Raw genomic sequence first — 20,835 nt, 5'->3', positions numbered from 1 at the left:
TCAAGGCGGCTAAGTAATGAAAAATTTACCTCCTCTTGACGCTTTTATCGTGCGTCGCCCCAGTACTGAACAAGGAACTATCGGCGTTCTGACTATTCCGGAAGTGAATTTCAAATGCTTCACCATCGAGCTTCCCTGGCTTGATAATGCAAACGGTATTTCCTGCATTCCAATCGGTATTTATAAACTCATCCTTCGTTGGTCAGATCACTGGAAAAGCTATGTTTACCAGTTTGTCCGTGTGCCTGATCGCTCAGCGGTGCAGGTTCACTGGGGCAATGTTGCAGGTGAAAAATCTAAGGGCTTCAAATCTCATTCTAAGGGTTGTGTGCTTTTAGGCTCAGTGGTTTGTCAGATCTGGGGCCAGCTCGCTGTCGGTAATTCCAAAAACACTTTTCGCAAATTTCTGGCCGCTACCTATGGCCGGGATCTGTTGCTCGAAATTCGGGAGGCTTAGTCATGGCTGATGCAGGACTGTTTGATATTATCGGTTCATCCTTGCTGGGTATCGGAACCGGCGGCATAGCGACCATCGCTCAAAACATTTTTGGCGGTATTTCCGGTTGGATCACTGAATGGCAGAAGCGCAAAACAATTGAGCTTCAGCACAAGCAAGAAATGGTGATGGCGGATAAGCAGATTGAAGTCATGCGTGTTGAAGGCGAAGTCGCTGTTCAGCAAGCGCGTGAAGAACGGGCCATGACTGAAACCATAATCGACGGCCAGAATTACCAGCAATCCTTGCTGCATGACAGCGCAACCTATTCTCGGGGCAAAGAGAAGACTTGGGCAGATTTTCTGCTGGTTGTTGCGGACTTTGTGCGGGGCATCACGCGCCCAACTATGACCGTATTTCTATGCTGGATAACATGGTCTACATATCAACATTTCACAGGCTACTTGGCCGAATCCAATGTGCTGGTTAGCAGCGATACAGCAAATGAGATGGTTCGTTACATCGTCATGAATACCGTTTTCATGTCCAGTTCTGCTGTGGGTTGGTGGTTCTCTTCCAGACCTTCGAACAAGGCTAAGGCTGCGGCATGAGCCAGAGTTTAGGAACGTTCCTTAAAGGTCTGTTTACCAAGGCCGAAGCCGCTAGAAAGGATAAAGAAGCGGTTTGGGCCTTGGATTACTTGCAGGAAAAGGGCGAGTACAGTCCGAAAGAGATGGAGAAAATCAAGCGTAGCAAAATGTTTGTTCCGGCTACCAGAGTCAAAATGACAACGGTTCGTTCGCAGCTTATGGATTTGCTTTTTCCTTCTTCCGGTGAACGCAACTGGGGACTTAAGCCTTCACCAAATCCGGAACTTCATCCAACGGTTATTGAGAACTATCGTAATCAGGCTTTGCAGAATGGTCAGGAACTTTCAGATGATGACATTGAATCCTTTGTTGAGAAGCAGGCAAAAGCATCCTCCGATGCAATGAGTAATGAGATTGCTGACCAGCTGGTTGGTAGTGGCGATCGTCAGTCATACCTTTCGGTTTGTAAGAGCGTAATCAATCAGAAGCTTAAATATGGAACCGGAATCCTAAAAGGGCCGCTTGTCCGTGAAGAATTCAGAGATGGGTACATTATCGATGAGGATGGGACGTGGACGCTTGAGAAGTCGCAGGTAAAAGAGCTGCGCCCGTTTTATGAAGCTGTTTCAGTCTGGAATATCTACCCTGATCCAAATGCTACGGATGCTCTGAGCTGTGAATATGTGATTCAGGATCACGTCTATAATCGTCAGGAAGTGCGCGATTTAAATGATTACCCAGGCTTTAAAGCTAAGGTCATAAGCCAGTATCTTCGCGATAATCCCGATGGCGATCTGGATGCAAAATCTTCATACCGTATCAGAAACGATAAAACTGGATCCGGCCGCAAGATCGAGAACCGTTACCGTGTGTATGAATTCTGGGGAACTCTCAGCGGTGAACAGTTGCAGAGTGCGGGAGTCGAAATTCCCGAAGAGGATCTTGCAGAAATTTTCCCAGCCAATATCTGGATGATTGGCGACAAAGTTATCAAAGCGGTCATTAATCCGCTTGAAGGCGCAACTATTCCTTACCAGTTCGATTACTTTGTAGAAGACGAAGATTCTATATGGGGTGACGGATTGCCTACTTTGCTACGCCACCCTCAGAAAGCTCTCAATTCATCCATGCGGATGTTGATTGATAATGCTGCTGTTTCCTGCGGTCCTCAAGCTGCGGTTAATGCTTCTGCCTTCATGCAGGGCGAAGACTTCCGCGACATTCATGCTTTCAAAGTCTGGCCTTTCAAATCCATCGAAGATGCCCGTAACGCGGTCCATTTCTGGTCAATGCCTTCTTATACGAATGAGCTGCTTGGTCTTGTGCGTGTTTTCAACGACATGGTTGATGATATGTCTGTTCCCCGTTTTATGTCCGGTGACGGTTCCCAGATGAGCGGAGCCGGCAAAACTGCGCGTGGCCTTTCCATGCTTATCGGAGCAGCGCACCAGATTTTAAAGGATCTGGTCAAATCATTTGATGAAAACATCACCCGTCCGTTTTTCCGCAAAATGTATTTCTGGAACATGCAGTTCAATGAACGCAGGGATATCAAGGGCGACTTTGAAATCATTGCTACAGGCTCCTCGGTGCTCATGGCCAAAGAGGTTCAGCTTGAAAGGATGCAGTCCATTCTAGCCATCACCGACAATCCCAGATTCGAGGGCTGGGTGGATGATGAGCGTCTTATCAAAGAAATTTTCAGCAATCTTGAATTGCCCGAAGGCATTCTCAGAAACACTAAGGAACGAGAAAGCTGGGAAAAGGAAAATGCCATGCAATCAGCCAGAGCAAACATAGGTGCGCTTGTTGAAGAGATGCAGAAGCAAGGCATGGATGTTCCGCAGGGATTGCTTCAAACGCTTCAGCAACAAGTTGGGCAGGTGATGCCCGAACAGGGAGGGCAGAATGAAGCTAGTGGATTTGCGGCGTAAGCCGACCAAAGAAAAACCGGATTCGAAACCGGTTGCTGTTTCCGAAGACGATTTTCCATATGGGCTGAGGATTCATCTTGAAGACGAATCTGTCACCAAGCTTGGGCTGAAGGTCAAGGACATCAAGGTCGGCTCAACTATCAAGCTTCAAGCCGAAGCTTATGTGTGCGGGATAAGTGCTCAACCGGATGGCAAAGGAAAAAGGATTGAATTGCAGCTCGTGAAGATGGGTATCGGTTCGGATGGAAGTTTTGAAGATGGCTTTAAAGAGGGATCGGAGAGTGAAGATGGATAGCCGTGAAGTTCTTGCTGAGCTGAATGAGCTTGGGACCGGTAAATCTATCCGGCTGATTAAACAATTTTTAGAGCTGAAAATTTTAGAGGAAAAGGACTCCCTTGTAACGGCTGCTGTGGACAAGGTTCCGCAGACTCAGGGCAAAATTCAAGGGTTGCAGGAAATTTTAGATGATCTGACTCCGGTTCCGGAAACTGGAAAGAGTCAAGACGCATATTCGTAGGAGGAAGTGATGGGAAGCGAAGATCTACACGCAAAGGATGAAGTAGTTGAACAGGACGAAACAACAGAGTCGGAAGAATTTGAGCAAGGTTTCACGGAAGCTGAATCTGCTTCTGAATCTTTGAATGATGATTCTGAAAACGACCTTGATGATGGGCATGACGGTGATGCCCAGTCAGAAGAAATGGACGACGATGATACGTCCGCTTCAGACCAGAGCTTATCCGAAGAGGATGAATCCGGCAGTGTGCAGGATTCTGCGGACACAGGCGATGAAACTTCCGAAGGTGATTCTCTGGCTGAAGGGCGCGATGTTCTTGACCGCTACTTCAATGATCAAACGGGAACTGCTGGTGGCGAAGATCCGCAAACACTAGCTCTGGTCGATCCTGATGAAGATATAGCTGATGATGTGAAGGATATCCTGCGGGTTAATCCTGATTATGAAAAGATCCTTTTGGAGGATTCCGATCAGGGAAAACGAATTAGAGCGAACCTGCATGAATTCGGAGCTGAAGCAGCTGTTCCTATGCTGGAGTCTATTTGGCAGTCGCAGGAAGTTTCAGCAAGGATTGATGCCGTTACTCGCAGCCATGAGCAGGATGAACGCAAGAATCACTTTGCGAAAGTAGGCAAGGCTCATCCTGATTATATGGAACTTGTCGCTGATCCTGCAAAGAAAGAGGAACTCGGGAAGTTCACTAGTAACGTTACCAGTTGGATTGAAACTCTTCCTTACAAAGAAGCACAACTGGCTTTTAAAGTAACAAAATCCGGCAGTGCTTCAGAAGTGTCCGAACTGTTGACCAAGTATAAAAAAGCAACTTCCGGAAAGGTGGATAAGGTTGATCGGAATAAAGCCGCAGCCGTTATTGCCGTTCCCGGTAAACGTAAAGGCTCGCCGCCATCAAAGCCGGATTCTAATGATTTCGGTGCTGGTTTTGATGATGCAGCTGATAAGTAGGAGATCAAAATGGCTTTAACTGAATATGGAGATATCAGCCCCAGAACTGCTGGTTTTGCAGTACCTGGATTTTTGGAAAGGGCTTCACATTTTAATATTTTCGGTATGTTCGGGCAGTCTCTTAAAATGCCTCAGAACAAAGGGCAGACCATTAAATGGCGTAAATATAATGCGCTTGCTCCAGCTCTTACTCCGATTGTTGAAGGTGTTACCCCTGCCGGTAAAAAGCTGAGCAAGACAGACGTTACCGCTGTTTTGAAACAGTACGGTGATTATATCGAACTCACTGATGTAATCGAAGATACTCACGAGGATCCAGTCCTTAGTGAGTCCATGGATATTCTCGGTGAACAGGCTGGAGTTACTCTTGATATGGTTTTGGAAGGAATCCTCAGAGGCGGAACAAATGTAATTTATTCCGGTGGAACTGCTCGAAACGCTGTCGTCAAGCCAATTACTAAAGGGATGCAGCGTCTGGCTACTCGCGCACTTAAAAAGCAGAGAGCCGGAAAGATCACCAAGGTTCTTAGTTCCACCGTCCATTACGGAACAAAACCCGTTGCCGCTTCATATATTGGGATCACTCATTCTGATTGTGAATCTGACATTCGGGATTTGCCAGGATTTGTTCCTGTTGAAGAATACGGCCAGCTCACTCCTTATGAAAACGAAATCGGCAAGGTGGAAGATACCCGCTATGTGGTTTCCACTTCCATTGAACCTATTGTCGATGCCGGGGGCTTAAAAGGAGCTTCAGGCAGTGACATGCTTTCTGAATCCGGTACAAACGCTGACGTATATCCCATCTATATCATTGGAACCAATGCCTACGGTGATGTTGCTCTAAAGGGCAAAGATTCCATTGTTCCGAAAGTCGTTAATCCAAAGACTCCAAGTAAAAGCGATAAGCTGGGCCAGCGCGGTCACGTAGGTTGGATTACCTATTACACCGGCGCAATTTTGAATGACGCCTGGATGATTCGCCTTGAAGTGGCAGTAACAGAAACACCGTCTGACAGTTAAGAGGAATGAATATCATGGCTGGTAAAAATGAAAGTGAAAATTTGGCAAAAGAGGCTACTAGTGCGAAGGCGCAAGAGACTCCCGTTAATTCTGAAGCCGATGATCTGAAAAAGCAACTTGCTGAAGCAAAAGCCGCATTGAAAACTGCTGATGAAGAAAAGGTAAAACTCGAAGGCGATCTTGATCTGGAAAAGAAAGCGCGTGAAGACGCAGAAGCTGAAAACCGCAAACTTGATGACCACGTTGCCAAGCTCGAAGGCTCCGAAATGGAACGCCAGAAAGCGGAAGAAAAAGTGAAGATCGTCATTGCGGAAGGTGAAGGCTCAGAAGGACGGGATGATGTCTTTGTCGGTGTGCAGGGTATTTCATATCAAATTAAGCGTGGCGTTGAGGTGAAAGTACCCAAATCCGTTTACAAGGTTCTGACTGATTCTGCCTCAACTGTTTATGAAGAAAGCGGTGACGGAGAAGATATCGAATATACTGCCCGTCCAGTTCCCCGTTTCAATATAAAGGTTGTGGAATAATGATTGCCGGCGAAGCTGTTAGAGATATTCGCATAGCTCTGCACGACCCTGACTGTGTGCGCTTTAGTGATGATGTGTTGCTACTGCATCTCACTCGCGCACAGCGTCAGGTCGTTATGATTCGGCCTGATTCAAACTCTTGCGTAGAGCGTGTGAAGTTGGAAGCGAATTCAACTAAACAGGAAGTTCCTGACCAGGGCCGGTTTATCGGTCTGGTCAGGAACGTAAAAGCGGATGGCTCTCCTGGAACTGCAATTACGTCCGTTGATCGTTCTTCGCTGGATGATTCAAATCTGCTCTGGCACATGGATCCACCTTCCGAAATTATCGACAACTACGCTTTTGAAGAGAAAGTGCCGACTGTCTACTGGGTAACGCCGCCACCTGCTGAGAATGTTCGGGTTGAACTCGAATATTCACGCAGGCCCGGTCCGCTTACTCACGGTGAACAGGACATGGAGTTGTCGGATATCTTCCTTGGGCCCATCGTAAATTACGTTCTCTATCTGTGTTTGGCTGTTAACAGCACTTCACCAACTAACTGGCAGAAGGGCATGGATAATCTACGTCAGATGTACGTTTCTCTTGGTGAAGAAGCCAAGGCGCGTCTACTCATGAGTCCAAACGCAAGCAAGCAGGGTGGCGGCAATGGTTAAATTGCTTACTGTCGGCTGGCGTGAATTTTTGCCACTGGCTCAACCTGCCCTGTCTCGCTGTCCAGTTCCTCAAATCATTTCAGAGCTCAGGAATTCAGCAATCAAATACTGCAAGCAAACGCGAGTCTGGAGACATGTTTCAGACCTGATGGATGTCTACAACGGTGAGTGCCGCTATGTGTTTGTGACTCCTCCTGATGCAACTGTAGCTGATACTTTAGAAGTCCGTTTCAACGATTATTCACTGCTTGAAATGGATGACAGAATTGTACGCGATGAACCCGGTGTACCCGGCTACTATCAAATTGAAGAACCGGGTTTTGTCCGTCTGATTCCATGTCCGCGTGAAGATGCAACCGCCATGCTCCAAACTGTGAATGCTCTTGCTCCGTCTGTTACGGCCGCAACCTGTCCGAAGTTTCTTTTAGAGACTCACGGACTGGCCATTGCTGCGGGAGCCAAAGCCGAACTCATGCTTGTTCCCGATAAAGGGTGGTCAGATCCGGCCAGATCGCAGGTTGAACAGCGCAAGTTCGATGGAGCTATGGCTGAGATTAGAGTCAAAGAAATGCGTGGCGGAACCAATAAAAAGCTTGAGATGCGCAGTGGAAATTACTTTTAAGGAGAGGTTTAATGGATACCTGTAAGTCAACTTATCTGAAAGACAAACTGGCTGGTCATGTTCTCAAAGGGGTTGTTTATCAGCCTCCTGAAAAGGTCTATCTGGCTCTTTTTTGTTCTGGAATTATCGAGACAGATTCCGAAGCTGTGAAACTTCAAAAGAACGGGGCTATTCTGGCCGCTCTGCGTATGGGCGATCTGGTCGGAGCTAAGGAACTTTCGTTTGATTCAAACTACGAACGGCAGCAGATCATTTTCGGAACTGAACCAGTTAACGGCAAGCTTCTAAACAGTGATGAAATCCGCTTCCCTCAATTCACTGATGATGCCGGTTTTGTCTCGCATTTCGCTGTCATGGATTCGTTCTCTGATGGCAATGTTTTGTATTTTGGGCAGTTGGAGCTGGGCCGCCTTGTTTACATGGGTGACACCTTCCATGTGCGTCTTGAAACCCTTTCTATTGAGGACGGTTAGTTTTGATTCTGTCTGGATGCATAGGCGGCCATGGTGTTGCTGAGTTCAGTTTCGGGGGTGGTTTCTGCCATTTTGAAGCTGAAGGTTCGGGCAAGGCTATGAGTCGTTCAACTACAGAACTTACAGGATCACTTGAACTTTTTGATACTGGTCATTGTGAAAGTGAATCATCCATTTCAACGCAGTCCGTCCATACTCTGATGAAGATCGGAGATATTTATTCTGTCAGTTCTGCTTTCTCAGATTCGCTGGTTAAGCGGCAGGGGATCGGGCCGGCAATTACTTTTGAGGGGAAGAGTTTATGATAAGTCTTAAAAATCTGGCGGAGAGTTTCATCACTTCCGCTATCTCGGATACAGCAACGGAAATCACGATTCCCGCCGATCATGCTGATCTGTTTCCAAGCTTGCTTGCTGGCGATCATTTTAGATGTGCGCTGGTGAATCCTGCAACGAGTGCGGTTGAATGGATTAACGTGACGGCTCGTAACGGGAACGTGCTGACTGTCTCCCGTGGCGAAGAGTCCGTTACTGCTATGCCGTTCCCTGTAGAAAGCCGTATCCATTTAAGGATGACCGCTGCGACTTGGGAAGAGATGGCCAGTGAATGCTGGATGCGTCCCAAGGATCAGAGCGGAGAAGCCGTGATTCCGCAGTTTATTGATTCGACTCATTTTTCAGTAGCCGGTGATTACACGGACTTTTTCAAAACAAACAGAGCAATCAAATCTTACCCGAACTTGTCAGTCGGTTTTGTAGAATCTGCCATTTTCGCGGATGATAAGACCACTGTAAAAGTAATTGAAATGGTTGTGCCGGATCCGCTCAGTCACATTGAAGCAGGTCTTGATCCGGACGCACTGGCCAAACGTACTCTCTCAAATGAAGAACTGCTCGGGTACATGACTCCGGTTCCCGTAATTACAATGGAAGCTTTAGAAGTGGATGGCGGAACATTGGTACATGGAACAATCAGCCATCCTGTTGCCGGTAATGCATATCCGGATTTAACTGAATTTCAATTTTCTCTGCCGGATAATGTCACGGATTTTGAACGCATAGGGCTTAATTTTAAATTACGTGTGCCGGTGATTGCAGAGGAAAATTCCCCGCAAGCGATCGGGCCTATTTCCTGCCGCGCTGCTCAAATGTCCCTGATTCTGTCCGATCTTTCCAATGTGATCACTTTGTCAGCCCGTTACGTGGGGATCAGCGCAGGCGTTACTCTGGCTTATGCCGATACTCAAGAAGGTTACCCAGGTGCGGATGTAAATGGTGATGGTGCGAAGCTTCCGGCTTGTACTATTGGACTGAATAATCCAAGCGGGAGGTCTATTTTAAGCGGTAGGGCTGAGTTTGAAATTACGGGTTCGGAGCTTGAGCTGCTTGAAGGTACTGATCCGAATAAAATAGTGACACCACAGGAAGTTGCTGAAGGTGATGAGCTGGTCTTTGTTCTTGCTGATGGGGCGCAAGTGGAGTGCGCTGCCGGGGTAGTTACTGAAGGAAATACTTCAAATGAGCTAATACCTCAGTCTGATCTTCACTCATATCAATATGTTAATCCAATATGGATTGGTGGGGACTTGGTTCAAACAGGAGTGGCTGTAACTCATCTAAATCTAAGGCAAGCTCCAGACCATACTAATACTGGGACTCAAACTGCATCACTATTTCTATTTGAAAAAATTAATGAGACTGAATTCAAAATAGTAGGGCAGACGCTTCCTGTTCTTTTTGTTGCCGGAGAAAATAAAGTTGCCTTAATTACACCTGCTCTTACTGAAGCCGGAAAAGAATATATAATTGGTGTCGGAGGATCTGGTGCTGGTGGTTACATATCTACAGCTCCATCCGCAGCTCATGGGGATGTTACGGGTTATACTTCTTCGGCAACTGGCGGAGCAACTGGCAGTACTATTACTGTCGTTGGGCCTTGGGTTAACACGACTCTCAATACAGGGTATACTTTTGGTTCCACCGATTACGAAATAGCAATTAATCTCTTTTTGCTTCCGACAAAAGCTTTCAAAAAACCAGCCGTTGGGGCAACCATTGGAATCGGTGCAACGGATGAACCCATTAATCCGGAAACCGCTCTGACTCTAGGTGAAGGCTCAACAACCTCTTCCATCGTTCTGACTTCCGACACTTCGCTCAAAGACAAGATCTACACTGATGGTTCCATTCATAAAAGTATCAGGTGTGACGGTCAGGTTGTTGCGGTTGATAGTGTGAGTGAAGAGGTCACAAATGGACTTGTCACAGAGTGGAAGAGTGATGAAACGACTGCTTCCTCTGCCGGATTCGCTAATAGGACTACCATCTGCCAAGATAAAGTCCCGAATGGTACAAGTCTTACAGCTCTCGGTGCAAAACTTACCTCTGACGCAGTTGTTGCCTGTGCGGTGTTTAGACATGATGGTGGCACAACATTCACCTTAGTTTCGCGCACTGGAGTTATTCCTAGTGCGGATGGATTTGTTTTTGTTGATCACTCATATACCGTACCAGGTGTTGGAGATTTTTATGTAGGAACTCTTATTACCTCGGGAACCATTCCATACGCACAAGGCGGTTCAGTATGGGTGGTTAACGGATATATATCCGATGCTGTAGGCACAACAAGAGAGTATCCACTTAGTAATGAAAGGCCGCAGTGCGGGTATCAAGAACGTGGTGCTGATGGCATCAAAACCATCGTAAACCTCGCCACACCACTCGCAAATATCCCAACAACCGTAGCTCTCCCAGATTGCTTCTCCATATCTGCCGCAATTGAATCCTACGTCATAAACGGTTCAGCCTTAAAGTTCACAGGAACCAAGGTTGATATATCCGATCCTGCTGCAAAGCGTCTGGCCTTGAAAGTAGTAGGGGCTGATTCTCTGCGCGTAAAAGCTACTAAGATTTATACCGAGGAGGGTGTTTAAATGCCAGTTGTTAAAGTTGACGATCAGCCTGGCGGAGCTGCGCTCTGGGAAGAAGTTGCTGCACGTCCTGCTTCCGAATTTGATCTCAGTCTAGTCAGTGAAGATTCAAGGGAAGCTCTTCGTAACGCTACTACTCTTGAAGAATTTAAAATAGCATCCCTGACAATTCAGTACGGCCGCGAAGCCGCTCTAACTCTTCTCGGGCTGACAGAGTAAACATGTTTGAAGTTACTGTCTTTTCCGGCATGAAGCCTGCCCTTGCTTCTCACCTCCTGGAGCCTGGGCAGGCTGAAACTGCTGTAAACTGTCTGCTTGAATCCGGCGAGATTCGTCCTCTTGGCGGCTTGCTGAAAGTGGACAGCATACAGGGCGCGGCAGGTACTATTTACCGTTATCAGGACAAGTGGCTGTCATGGGTTGGCCGTGTGATCCTGCGTGACGGTCCTATTGCTGGTGATCAGAAAGAACGGGTTTACGGCACTGATGATGAGGGCGCGTTTCTGTTTTGCAATGATGATGAGCTTGAAAATAGCAGCATTAAGAATCGCTATTCTCTGGGTGTTCCATCTCCGGATTCTGTTCCCTTAGTAACTGTTTCCGGTACTGGCATTGAAGATACGGATATCGTTTCCCGTGTTTATGTGTACACGCTTGTTTCCGATCTGGGCGAAGAGGGACCGCCGTCCGCTCCATCTGCTGTTGTGGACGTACAAGAAGGGCAGACAGTCAATGTTTCGGGGTTGAACAGCGTCGCAGAAGGTTTTCGGCCTATATCATTGATACGGATTTATCGGACTGTTGCCGGTACTGAAAGTGCTGAGTTTCAGTTTGTAACAGAGTTTGAAGCTGGAACCGCAAGCTTTGCTGATTCCGTACCAGATTCGGATACAGCCGAAGTTCTGGTTTCGCGGTACTGGGAACCGGCTCCGCAAAAGCTTCAGGGGCTGACTTCTCTACCGGGCAACATGTTTGCAGGATTCAAAGGGAACGAGGTTTTCCTATCAGAACCTGGATATCCTCATGCTTGGCCGGATTCATATGGCATGTCAGTTCCGCACGAAATCGTAGCCATGGAGTCAACCGGAAACACGCTGGTGATTCTCACCCGTGCAAATGTCCATACCATCACAGTTGATGATCCTTCTATGTCCGTTCCGAATCGCTTGGACGGCTATCTTCCTTGCACTTCTGCAGCTGGAGTTGTGGCGTCTCCTTTTGGTGTGATTTTCCCAAGTCTCAACGGGCTGTATCTGGTTCAACCGGGTAGTGCTCCTCAAAACATCACCGCTGGAATTTTCTCAGAAAAAGACTGGAGAGAATTGAATCCTGATTCCTTTAACGGAGTCTGGCATGCCGGGCAGTATATCTGCTTCCATAAACCAGGAGCAGGGTTTGTTTTTGATCCATTATCAAAGCTGCTCACCAAGCTTGGATTCCATTGCACCGCTCTGACAGTTGAGCCGGAAGGCAGGCTTCTTCACGTTGCATATCCGGCAGGAACACAGACCATAATCAACCAATGGGATGGTTCTGATTTTTCTTTGAGAAGTGAATGGGTATCCGGTGAAATGCGGAATCAGGAGCCGGTAAACATGGAGGCCGCTATAGTTACAGCTGATTACGCCAACGCACCTGATGATAGCTTTCTTAAACAACCACTTGAACTTTCTTGCATAGGGTCCGACATGGCCGGAGCTGTTTGTTTGGGCGGTGATTCAAACAGTTTCTATAGGGTTCAGCGTAAAGGTGAAGTCCATTTCATTCTGACTGCTGATGGGCGGCAAGTGTTCGAAGGGCGGGTGAAAACAGACAGTCCATTTATCCTGCCAGCTGGATATTTGGCCACAAGATTCAAGTTTGGAGTTGTTAGCGATATTCCCGTTTCCAAAGTGGCTATAGCTTCTGCAATGGGTGATCTTTTATGAAGTTACCAATGCTTCCTGCTGTTCACGCTGGCAATATTATGCATTTTCTGAATCAGATCCGGACTGTGTTGAAGCTCCGGTTATACGGAATTCCAAACCCTATGCACCGGGTAGCGACCTTTAATGATCTGGTTGAACTGGGACTTGTCTCTGAGGATGAGGCCCGTAAGCAGGCGGTGAAAAGATGAATCCAAAGTTTAGACTTATTCCATATTTAGAGTGGGATGGCATTCGTTCATTCCCGGATAGTTACATCAAAGATCTTTTTGAACGGATCGAAGTAGAAGGCCACGCTGCTACCGTTTTTTATGAAGAAAAAATTCATAGTGCGGATGGGTTTGTGAAGGTCTTAAAGGATGCAGTTGCGTGGATTCTTGTGCAGGACGAAATAGCAGTTGGTTTGGTTTGGCTGGACCGTCATGAAGGGCGTTTTGCCCGCATGCACTGGGTTGTTTTTGAAGCCTGTCCCCGTCGTGATCTTATCGATTTGGGGCGATTCACATACAATGAAATTTTGAACATGAAGAACAATGCCGGTGATTATATTTATGACATGTTGCTGGGTTACACCCCGATCAGAAACAAGTCAGCAGTCAAGTTTGTAATGCGTTGCGGAGGGCAACTCTGTGGCGAAATTCCAAATGGTGCTTGGATAGCGAAGGAAGGCAGAAGCGAGCCTGTGGCAGTTCTATCTATAACAAGAGAGATGATGTCATGAAGATTTATACAGAAGTTGTGATTGATATGGCGACTGGTGAAGTCGAACACGAAGAGTCCTTTGAATATAACGGACCTGTTGCCCTTTGCGGTGGAAGTAGTGGAGGTGGCGGTGATGGTATCGATGAAGCATACAACGATCGCATGGCTACTATTTATGAAGCCCAGCAGGGTATGTCCGAAAAGTCTTTTGATTTTTGGGAGACGGATTATAAGCCCATGGAACAAGAGCAGATTGCTGCTAATCGCGAGCTTATTCCAGTTCAGACTGCGCTTGCAAAAGAACAGATTGCTTCAACTAGAGAGTTGCTGCCTCTTCAGACTGAAGCCGGCAAACAGCAGCTGAATGTGCGTCAAGATTTTATGGATGAAGCTCAGAAAGGCGTAGATGTGAACAGCCGTGTTTCACAAGCAGAGGCTGACGTTAAGCAAGGTTTCGGCCTTGCAGGAATGCAGGCTCAACGCAATTACTCGCGGACTGGTCAAAATGTGAATTCTGGTCATTTCGCAGGAATGCAGAAGGATCTTGCTCTTTCTCAAGCAACGGCTGTTGCAGGAGCCAGAACTAAGGCACGTAACACAGCAAAAGATGAGAACTTTAACCGTTTGAAATCAGCCTCATCACTTGGAATGGCATAGGAGTTAATTATGGGATTTGGAATGTTCGAAGTTGCGAACCCTGTAGACAAAGCTATGTCTGGAATGCAGGGAGCTGCTAGTACTGCAGCTCATATGCAGCGGGCAGTGCCTCAGCAACAAGAGCCAGAAAAAACAGCTGGCGGGGCATTGAGCGGAGCTATGGGTGGAGCCGCAACGGGGGCGGCTATTGGTTCTATTGTGCCGGGTATTGGTACTGGCATCGGTGCTATTGGCGGGGCTGTTGTTGGTGCAACCGCATACATGCTGTCATAAGGAGTTATAATGCCGGATAGATATGGTCGTTTTAATATGGCAGACGGTTTTGGGATCGCTCAGCAGGTTCTTGGTTTTTCTGAATATCAGAAAAAAGGTGAAAATAGAGATCAGGTTGAGCGTGGCTTGGGAATGCTCGGTGCAGGAACTGCCGAAAAACCAAAAGATATAACCCATCAAAATTGGTTAAAAGCAGAATAGGACTTATTTGTAATTATTTTTACCTGTTATTTCAGGCGTATAATGATCGAGGTTGTAGTTTTAGGATCCAGCGGTTAATCCGTGAGAGTTCGAGTCTCTCCTTTCGCACCAACCTTAATAAAAACAGCTCCTTAGATAGATGTCTAGTACATTGGTCTTGGGAGCTTTTTTTTGTGGTTTTAGCCATATGAACAATTTGTTATTCTCGTTCAAATAATTGATTGTTTTGCTAACGAACTGAAGGAGGGGAAATGTTCCCGGAAACTATGCACCCAACTGCTTCATGGTCAGTTGTTTCAATTACATTTTGAGGGTCTTCTTTACAGGTAAAGGTTGCCTTCATTTTCTTTCTACACACCCTACAGTTCATTTTTAGAGATGCATGATGTTCTATCGTACTCTCCATACTATCTTCTTTTCCTTCGAGGGCTTTAGACTCCCAGTCCAGATCATTACAGCCTATTGGATGTTGGCATCTGCAAGAATCACAAGTAATGGTTGGCATCAATATACTCCTTGTTGCGCGATAAATGTGTAACTTTTTGTATGAATATGAGTTTAAAAGTTAAGAAAAGTTCGCATATATTGTTTTTCTAAATAATAATCAGGTAATGTGATTTAAGTCTCTCTTTTGTGTTCAACATCTACTCTGTTATGTAAAAAAAGGTGTCTGTTTAGTGTAACAGAAACTGACACAGCTGAATAACTTGATCAAAATCAGCCCAATTCGAAGGTTGTCACACCGAAAATTTTATCTAGGCCTAATTGGGGAGCCTCTCCAGTGTACATACGCGCTGTACCGAATACTTTTTCCATTCCATAACTGCTAGCGAGCCCCATTGCATGTTCATTGACCTCGGGAACATCTATGTAAATTTGGGTGTTTGTTTCAACCTCTGAACACAAACGCTGGAAAATAAGGTCTGCAACTTCATAACTATCGGCGAAAAGAGGCCCTATTTTATAACCTGTCCTGCATGGCCTGATAACTCCATAACCACATATGTTCTCATCTTTGCGCATTGCGAATGTAAATGAGTCTGGCATGTTTAGCCAGTGGGTAAGGAAGTTTCTACGTTTAGTGGGGAACATGTTGTGCTCATAAGCTGTGATACTTGATATGTCCTCAGTTCCAATCGGATTGATAACTCTTGAGCCTGTTTCAGGAAAGACAGTGCCAATGTTCTCTATGTTGCGGGTATTACGGTGTTCAAATCGAATGTTGCTGTATTGGAATGTAAAGTCGCTCTTACGATAGTTGTCCTGTTGTTCGAAAACGCCATCAAGACCGATTAAATGCCCTTCTAAGCGCTTCATAGCCGCTTTCCAGAGTTGGATGCCATACCCTTTTCCTCTATAGTCAGGGTGGATAATGTAAAATCCAATAAAACCGAATGTTCCCTCATAACTGACAGCTGAGATACAGCCGATGATTTTATCTCCTAAGAGGCCAATGAGATAACCGTCAGGGTCTTGGGAATAGAAAGAGTCTGCGTCATGTAGTCCTGGATTCCAGCCTTCATTTGCCGCCATATCTATAGCCCAATTAAGTTCATCCCTGCTCATGGTTCGTATAATGAAATCAGTCATTGATTGTTTCCTTATTTCATTGATTAACTTATTTTTACTTAGCGAATGTATTCGTTAAAAAAGAATATGGTAAAATCGGTTGATTTGAAACAAGAATAGTTTGGAGGGAGCTGGCTATAAAAAAAGGTTTGCTAACCCTAACATAGGTAGGCAAGCAGCTTCTTGTGTGAATTAGTTCATGGTCCAATGCTAGTCGATATGAGGCATTGCGGTTGAAGGTTTAAAGTAGGCTGAGAACTGGAAAATCCTCCTACGAAATCGACAGGAGAGGCATAGTAGGTCAGTCCCATCTTCCCGAGAGGGATGAACGATTTATTTCCCTGGTTTATATATAATTCTACCGGTACCAAGTTTCTGTTCTATATCCTTAATGCTTGAAATAAAGATGTAGCCCTTTCCATTATCCCAGTTCCAGGTCTTTCCTGTTACAAACTGTTTAATTGGTAGATCTGGGGCAACCAGCTCAATAGAGTCTTTTACAGTGGAGATGACCTGCGCCCCCATCATGTCTGAAGCTTGTGAAAGATGGGAAACAACCCACAGCTCATTCCCTACTTCGGTTACTTCCGTTATCTGGATTGTCCACGTCGTATCCGGAACCTGAAGTTCAACGGTAATTTCTTTTCTGTTTTCGGCAATAGCAGCCGAAAACAAGCACATTACAAGCGCTATTGCTAATACGATTCTCATGTCACCCTCGAAAGTTTAATTTGTTGTCTATTTATTCTATTATTGCGCTATAATATAGCTGCTATTTCTATTAGTAGGCAACATGTTTTTTGATCTTGATTCAGGTTTAAAGAATAGAATTTGACATGTCAGTAATGATGCTTTTCACAATCTAATAACTATTACACTAATGAACGTCTTGAAAAACAGGCTATTTTTTATATATAGAATTTCTGTGTCCATGTTTTCTTTTCCGTAGGAAAAAGGTAAGCGCTATCATCTTTCAAAGCAGATAGCTCCGCTTTACATGGTATTATTTATAGATCTTGATAAAGATGGTATTCTTGAACGCGAAGAAATGGAGTTCTTTATTATCAATTTTTAACGCTTCTTTTTTTAGAAGGAACAATAAACAATTAACTCTGGTCATACTTGGATGAATTTACTCAATTACCATATTTTAGATAACTTTTGGTGTGAACGGTTAACATGAACTACCTAAAACAATACGCAGACCAAGTCGCAACCATATCAAATGATATGAAGGCTGGGAATATATCTATGGAAGAAGGGGCGGAGAAATTGCTAGTTGTTGCTGAACGTGCTGAGCAATCCTCTGTTCTAGTAACTGGCGCTGTTTATTCAGATCTCCTTAATGAGATGGCAGCGAAAATCTATGCTGTTGTTGATAAGATGATACCTGAGCATAGAATTATTCAGTAACAAGTATTCGGCAATATGATTATGTGTATTCTTGTAGTGGTTTTAAGAGTTGTGATGTTTATGGCTGTTTATATTCTTTTTTAGATAAAAAGATTTGTGGAATTTTGTGTTTCTGTATATCGGTACCTAGTAACTTGATTAACAATACAGATTAATATTTCGTAATGAGGATATAATGCTCGATTTTGAACGCAAAAGTGTGGTTATGGTCACTTGCCCCAAAGGCTTTTCACCCTATCTCGTTGATGAAATTTCCAATATGGGTTTTACAGTAAGAAATGAATTCTATGCTGGAGTTGAAACTAAAGCTTCGCTCAATGAATGCATGAGGCTCAACCTTTGGACACGTAGCGGTCACAGAGTATTATACCAGCTTAAGAAGTTTAAGGCTGCGACTCCAGATGAGATGTACGAAGAAGTCAAAGTTATGGAATGGGAAAGAATCCTAGGTCCTGATGATTATCTAACGATTACATCCTCTGTTATCACTGAAACTATTAATGATACCCGCTTTGCCAATGTCAGGGTCAAAGACGCTATTGTTGATAAAGTCCGTGAGAAGCTGGGCAGACGTCCTTCTTCCGGTCCAGATATGACTGGTATTATAGTTTTTCTTCACTGGAGAGATGACGATTGTACCATCTATTTAGATACCTCAGGCGTGCCTCTTTCTAAAAGAGGATATAGAAAGCTTCCTCACAAAGCGCCACTACAGGAAACTCTTGCAGCTACTTTAATTAAAGCTTCAGGGTGGAACGGTCGAGTAAATTTTATTTCTCCAATGTGTGGTAGTGGAACTCTTGCTATTGAAGCTGCGCTTATTGCGCTTCAAGGCGCTCCAGGACTCATTCGTGAGAAGTTCGCATTTATGAATTTGCCCGGATATAATGAACCATATTGGGAAAATCTTTGTATAGAAGCTGAGGACCGCGAAAAAACTTCGCTCGAGTGCAGGATTATATCTACTGATATTGATCCGGTTGCAATAGAAGCTTCTCGTAAAAATGCCCGTGCAGCTGGTGTTGAGCATCTTATCGAATTTGAGGTTTGTGATTTTCGTGAAACTGAGATTCCAAAAGGAAAAGGCGTTATCTTTTTTAATCCAGAATATGGCGAAAGGATGGGCGCAACAACCTTGCTTGAAAAAGTATACGCCGGCATTGGTGATTTCTTAAAAAACAAATGTCAGGGTTACAAAGGGTATGTGTTCACCGGAAACTCAAGCCTTGCTAAACTTGTTGGTCTCAAAACATCTCGCAGATTGCTTTTTTATAATGCTAAAATTGAATGTAGATTGCTTGAATTTGAAATTTTTGAAGGAAGTGGAAAACGAAGACACTAAGTTTTATTTCTTTAATTGTTGAAAATATGTTTTTAAAGAGATAATTGGTTTAGTTGAAAATTAAATGCTTATTTTAATCTATATTGTACTATTTTAATTGTAAATATTAAGATTTAGTAGTTAAGGAGGCTGGTATGCCGCGGATTCTCGTCGTCGATGATGATCCTATATCTCGCCAAATTCTTAGAGCTATGCTTGAGAAGGAAGGCCACATTATTTCAGAAGCTGAAGATGGTATAAAGGCTCTTAATAATTATGATAAAGATGTTATTGACATTGTTATCACTGATATTTTTATGCCAGAGAAAGAGGGTGTGCAAACTGTTCGGGAATTGATGAAAGAAAACCCTGATGTCAAGATTATTGCAGTTTCAGGGGGAAGTTCTTCCGCAAATTACGATTCCCTCGATTGGGTTAAAATGTTTGGTGTGAAGTATACTTTCACTAAGCCTTTTAATTCAAAGGAAATTGTTGCAGCCATTGAGGAACTTCTTTCCAATTGATTATTTTAATTGGATGGCACCATAGCATTCAGTTGCATATTATTAGAACCTGCCGTATTTCTTCCTGACAAAATCAAGAAGAGTAATATTTTATGACGGAAAATGAGAAAATACGGGTGAAGTTGGAATTCGACGATGTAATGTTGGCGAGTACGCTTTTTGGTGCTCAAAATTCAAACCTCGTTGTTATTTCCAAGCTCTCAGAAGTTCAGATTGATAGCCGGGGAAACTCGTTGCAACTGACAGCCGACAGCCATGAATTGATTGATCCGGTTGCCAAAACTTTCACTCAGCTCTATGCGGTCCTTAAGGCTGGCAAAAATGTTTTCCCTCAAGATGTTGAAGCGGCGTATAAAATTCTTTGTCAAAATCCAGCCGCGGACCTTGTAAAAATTTTCAGAGATGAACTTTTTTCCGTTTCACGTAAGAAATCAATTGCTCCGCGCACACTTACTCAAAGAGCCTATTTTTCCGCAATACGTGAAAATGATATGGTTTTTTCCATCGGTCCAGCCGGCACAGGGAAAACTTATCTGGCGGTAGCGATGGCTATTTATGCCTTAACTCGCAAAGAAGTTAAGAAAATTATTCTAACCAGGCCTGCTGTTGAGGCTGGTGAGAAGCTCGGATTTCTGCCCGGCGATATGGTTGATAAAGTCGATCCTTACATGCGTCCATTGTATGATGCTCTTTATGATATGCTCGACGTTCCAAAAGTTCAGGATATGATTGAAGAAAATATTATTGAAATTGCTCCATTAGCATTTATGCGCGGCAGAACTCTCAGTAACGCATTTGTAATTCTTGATGAAGCGCAGAACACTACTCCTGAGCAAATGAAAATGTTTATTACACGTCTGGGACCCGGTTCCAAGGCTGTAATTACTGGCGACGTTACGCAAATAGATCTGCCTGGCCATGTTTCATCCGGTCTGGTCGTTGCCCGCAATGTTCTTCATGATGTTGAAGGAATAAATTTCATAAAATTTGAGGATACTGACGTTGTCAGGCATCCGCTGGTTGCAAAAATTGTGAAGGCTTACGAATCTTATGAAGGCCAAGGTTATCATAAATGAGCCTTTCATTAACATATGAATGCAAGCCTGATTCAAATTTCCCTTTAAGCAAGAGAGAAATGCTCCATATGTCAGAGCAGTTGCTTAAGGTGCTTAAGATTGAAGGTTTTGATTACGACCTTAAGATTACTGATGATTCGGCAATTGCTGAAATCAATCAGGAATTTTTAGGGTGCGTTGGCCCTACAAATGTTTTGAGTTTTCCATTTTCTGAAGAGCCAGATATCGCTGAAAATAAATATTTAGGTGAAATTGTATTGTCAGTTGATACTTTGGCCCGTGAAACTGTGCTTTATGGTCAAGCTCCCGAAGAACACATTGTCAGGCTTCTGGCTCATGCGTTGCTTCATTTGGCCGGGTATGACCATGGTCAGGAAATGTATTCACTTACGGATACGGCCGTCGAGTCTGTTTCTCCCATTTTCCGACAGCGAACAGTGGGTTGGCAATAGAATTTATGCCAGCCCGTTTTAGACAGATTATCGAATTTATAGTCCGATAAT

28 protein-coding genes are annotated in these 20,835 nt (G+C 44.6%); 25 read left to right on the top strand and 3 right to left on the bottom strand.

Going from position 1 to position 20,835, the window contains the following annotated elements; genetic code table 11:
• Nucleotides 1–16 precede the first annotated feature (16 nt).
• From BR06_RS19860 to BR06_RS0114780, 20 genes are read left to right on the top strand one after another with little or no spacing between them, the layout of a single operon-like run.
• Nucleotides 17–457: a DUF5675 family protein gene (locus BR06_RS19860; RefSeq protein ID WP_051677120.1), complete on the top strand. Its 441-nt coding sequence runs from the start codon at nt 17–19 to the stop codon at nt 455–457.
• A 2-nt stretch (nt 458–459) separates the two neighbouring features.
• A complete protein-coding gene (locus BR06_RS0114870; RefSeq protein WP_031484434.1) occupies nt 460–1,047 on the top strand; it encodes a hypothetical protein in 588 nt (195 codons plus the stop codon).
• Nucleotides 1,044–2,960 (top strand): portal protein, encoded by a 1,917-nt coding sequence (locus BR06_RS0114865; RefSeq protein WP_031484432.1) that lies wholly within the window; start codon nt 1,044–1,046, stop codon nt 2,958–2,960. Before BR06_RS0114870 ends, BR06_RS0114865 begins: the two co-directional genes overlap by 4 nt.
• A complete protein-coding gene (gp10, locus tag BR06_RS0114860; protein WP_031484430.1) occupies nt 2,935–3,255 on the top strand; it encodes a capsid staple protein in 321 nt (106 codons plus the stop codon). The genes BR06_RS0114865 and gp10 overlap by 26 nt, the downstream gene beginning before the upstream one ends.
• Nucleotides 3,248–3,478: a hypothetical protein gene (locus tag BR06_RS0114855; RefSeq protein ID WP_031484427.1), complete on the top strand. Its 231-nt coding sequence runs from the start codon at nt 3,248–3,250 to the stop codon at nt 3,476–3,478. The genes gp10 and BR06_RS0114855 overlap by 8 nt, the downstream gene beginning before the upstream one ends.
• Before the next feature lie 9 nt (nt 3,479–3,487).
• Nucleotides 3,488–4,441, top strand: coding sequence for a hypothetical protein (locus BR06_RS0114850; protein ID WP_031484426.1), 954 nt, complete (start codon nt 3,488–3,490; stop codon nt 4,439–4,441).
• A 9-nt stretch (nt 4,442–4,450) separates the two neighbouring features.
• The gene (locus BR06_RS0114845; RefSeq protein WP_031484423.1) at nt 4,451–5,464 is read left to right on the top strand and encodes a N4-gp56 family major capsid protein; all 1,014 of its coding nucleotides are present in this window, start codon (nt 4,451–4,453) and stop codon (nt 5,462–5,464) included.
• Between the two features lie 14 nt (nt 5,465–5,478).
• Complete coding sequence (locus tag BR06_RS0114840; protein WP_031484421.1) at nt 5,479–5,991, top strand: hypothetical protein; 513 nt, start codon at nt 5,479–5,481, stop codon at nt 5,989–5,991.
• Nucleotides 5,991–6,647 carry a phage adaptor protein gene (locus BR06_RS0114835; protein ID WP_031484420.1) on the top strand — a complete coding sequence of 219 codons (657 nt, stop codon included), beginning with the start codon at nt 5,991–5,993 and terminating at the stop codon, nt 6,645–6,647. Before BR06_RS0114840 ends, BR06_RS0114835 begins: the two co-directional genes overlap by 1 nt.
• Entirely contained in the window at nt 6,640–7,269 is a 630-nt protein-coding gene (locus BR06_RS0114830) for a hypothetical protein (RefSeq protein ID WP_031484418.1), read from the top strand. Before BR06_RS0114835 ends, BR06_RS0114830 begins: the two co-directional genes overlap by 8 nt.
• 11 nt (nt 7,270–7,280) lie before the next feature.
• On the top strand, nt 7,281–7,742 hold the full coding sequence (locus tag BR06_RS0114825) for a phage tail fiber protein (RefSeq protein WP_031484417.1): 462 nt from the start codon (nt 7,281–7,283) through the stop codon (nt 7,740–7,742).
• Between the two features lie 2 nt (nt 7,743–7,744).
• Nucleotides 7,745–8,047 carry a hypothetical protein gene (locus tag BR06_RS0114820; protein ID WP_031484415.1) on the top strand — a complete coding sequence of 101 codons (303 nt, stop codon included), beginning with the start codon at nt 7,745–7,747 and terminating at the stop codon, nt 8,045–8,047.
• Nucleotides 8,044–10,674, top strand: a complete 2,631-nt coding sequence (locus BR06_RS0114815; RefSeq protein WP_031484413.1) for a hypothetical protein — start codon at nt 8,044–8,046, stop codon at nt 10,672–10,674. Before BR06_RS0114820 ends, BR06_RS0114815 begins: the two co-directional genes overlap by 4 nt.
• Nucleotides 10,675–10,890, top strand: coding sequence for a hypothetical protein (locus BR06_RS0114810; RefSeq protein WP_031484412.1), 216 nt, complete (start codon nt 10,675–10,677; stop codon nt 10,888–10,890).
• 2 nt (nt 10,891–10,892) lie between these two features.
• The gene (locus BR06_RS0114805; protein WP_031484411.1) at nt 10,893–12,599 is read left to right on the top strand and encodes a hypothetical protein; all 1,707 of its coding nucleotides are present in this window, start codon (nt 10,893–10,895) and stop codon (nt 12,597–12,599) included.
• Nucleotides 12,596–12,787 (top strand): hypothetical protein, encoded by a 192-nt coding sequence (locus BR06_RS0114800; RefSeq protein ID WP_031484410.1) that lies wholly within the window; start codon nt 12,596–12,598, stop codon nt 12,785–12,787. The genes BR06_RS0114805 and BR06_RS0114800 overlap by 4 nt, the downstream gene beginning before the upstream one ends.
• A complete protein-coding gene (locus BR06_RS0114795) occupies nt 12,784–13,317 on the top strand; it encodes a hypothetical protein (protein WP_031484409.1) in 534 nt (177 codons plus the stop codon). Before BR06_RS0114800 ends, BR06_RS0114795 begins: the two co-directional genes overlap by 4 nt.
• Complete coding sequence (locus tag BR06_RS0114790) at nt 13,314–13,955, top strand: hypothetical protein (RefSeq protein WP_051677119.1); 642 nt, start codon at nt 13,314–13,316, stop codon at nt 13,953–13,955. Before BR06_RS0114795 ends, BR06_RS0114790 begins: the two co-directional genes overlap by 4 nt.
• Before the next feature lie 9 nt (nt 13,956–13,964).
• On the top strand, nt 13,965–14,228 hold the full coding sequence (locus BR06_RS0114785; protein WP_031484407.1) for a hypothetical protein: 264 nt from the start codon (nt 13,965–13,967) through the stop codon (nt 14,226–14,228).
• A 9-nt stretch (nt 14,229–14,237) separates the two neighbouring features.
• On the top strand, nt 14,238–14,429 hold the full coding sequence (locus BR06_RS0114780) for a hypothetical protein (protein ID WP_031484406.1): 192 nt from the start codon (nt 14,238–14,240) through the stop codon (nt 14,427–14,429).
• Between the two features lie 229 nt (nt 14,430–14,658).
• Here the strand turns inward: BR06_RS0114780 and BR06_RS0114775 are convergent, their stop codons facing one another.
• The 3 genes from BR06_RS0114775 to BR06_RS0114765 form a co-directional block, all read right to left on the bottom strand.
• Nucleotides 14,659–14,934, bottom strand: a complete 276-nt coding sequence (locus BR06_RS0114775; RefSeq protein WP_031484405.1) for a hypothetical protein — start codon at nt 14,932–14,934, stop codon at nt 14,659–14,661.
• Between the two features lie 212 nt (nt 14,935–15,146).
• A complete protein-coding gene (locus tag BR06_RS0114770) occupies nt 15,147–16,019 on the bottom strand; it encodes a GNAT family N-acetyltransferase (RefSeq protein WP_031484403.1) in 873 nt (290 codons plus the stop codon).
• Nucleotides 16,020–16,331: 312 nt separating this feature from the next.
• On the bottom strand, nt 16,332–16,709 hold the full coding sequence (locus tag BR06_RS0114765; RefSeq protein ID WP_031484401.1) for a hypothetical protein: 378 nt from the start codon (nt 16,707–16,709) through the stop codon (nt 16,332–16,334).
• 468 nt (nt 16,710–17,177) lie between these two features.
• On the opposite strand from BR06_RS0114765, the gene BR06_RS0114760 reads away from it, so the two are divergent.
• The 5 genes from BR06_RS0114760 (at nt 17,178) to ybeY (ending at nt 20,784) form a co-directional block, all read left to right on the top strand.
• Complete coding sequence (locus BR06_RS0114760; protein WP_031484399.1) at nt 17,178–17,411, top strand: hypothetical protein; 234 nt, start codon at nt 17,178–17,180, stop codon at nt 17,409–17,411.
• Between the two features lie 175 nt (nt 17,412–17,586).
• Nucleotides 17,587–18,753 (top strand): THUMP domain-containing class I SAM-dependent RNA methyltransferase, encoded by a 1,167-nt coding sequence (locus tag BR06_RS0114755; RefSeq protein ID WP_031484396.1) that lies wholly within the window; start codon nt 17,587–17,589, stop codon nt 18,751–18,753.
• Between the two features lie 134 nt (nt 18,754–18,887).
• Nucleotides 18,888–19,256: a response regulator gene (locus tag BR06_RS0114750; RefSeq protein WP_031484394.1), complete on the top strand. Its 369-nt coding sequence runs from the start codon at nt 18,888–18,890 to the stop codon at nt 19,254–19,256.
• A 92-nt stretch (nt 19,257–19,348) separates the two neighbouring features.
• Entirely contained in the window at nt 19,349–20,332 is a 984-nt protein-coding gene (locus BR06_RS0114745; RefSeq protein ID WP_031484392.1) for a PhoH family protein, read from the top strand.
• On the top strand, nt 20,329–20,784 hold the full coding sequence (ybeY, locus tag BR06_RS0114740) for an rRNA maturation RNase YbeY (RefSeq protein WP_031484389.1): 456 nt from the start codon (nt 20,329–20,331) through the stop codon (nt 20,782–20,784). Before BR06_RS0114745 ends, ybeY begins: the two co-directional genes overlap by 4 nt.
• Nucleotides 20,785–20,835: the final 51 nt, after the last annotated feature.

The organism is Maridesulfovibrio frigidus DSM 17176, assembly GCF_000711735.1.
Taxonomy (GTDB): Bacteria; Desulfobacterota; Desulfovibrionia; order Desulfovibrionales; family Desulfovibrionaceae; genus Maridesulfovibrio; species Maridesulfovibrio frigidus.
Note: the sequence above shows the minus strand (reverse complement) of the source record. Positions and strands in the feature narration are given on the sequence as shown.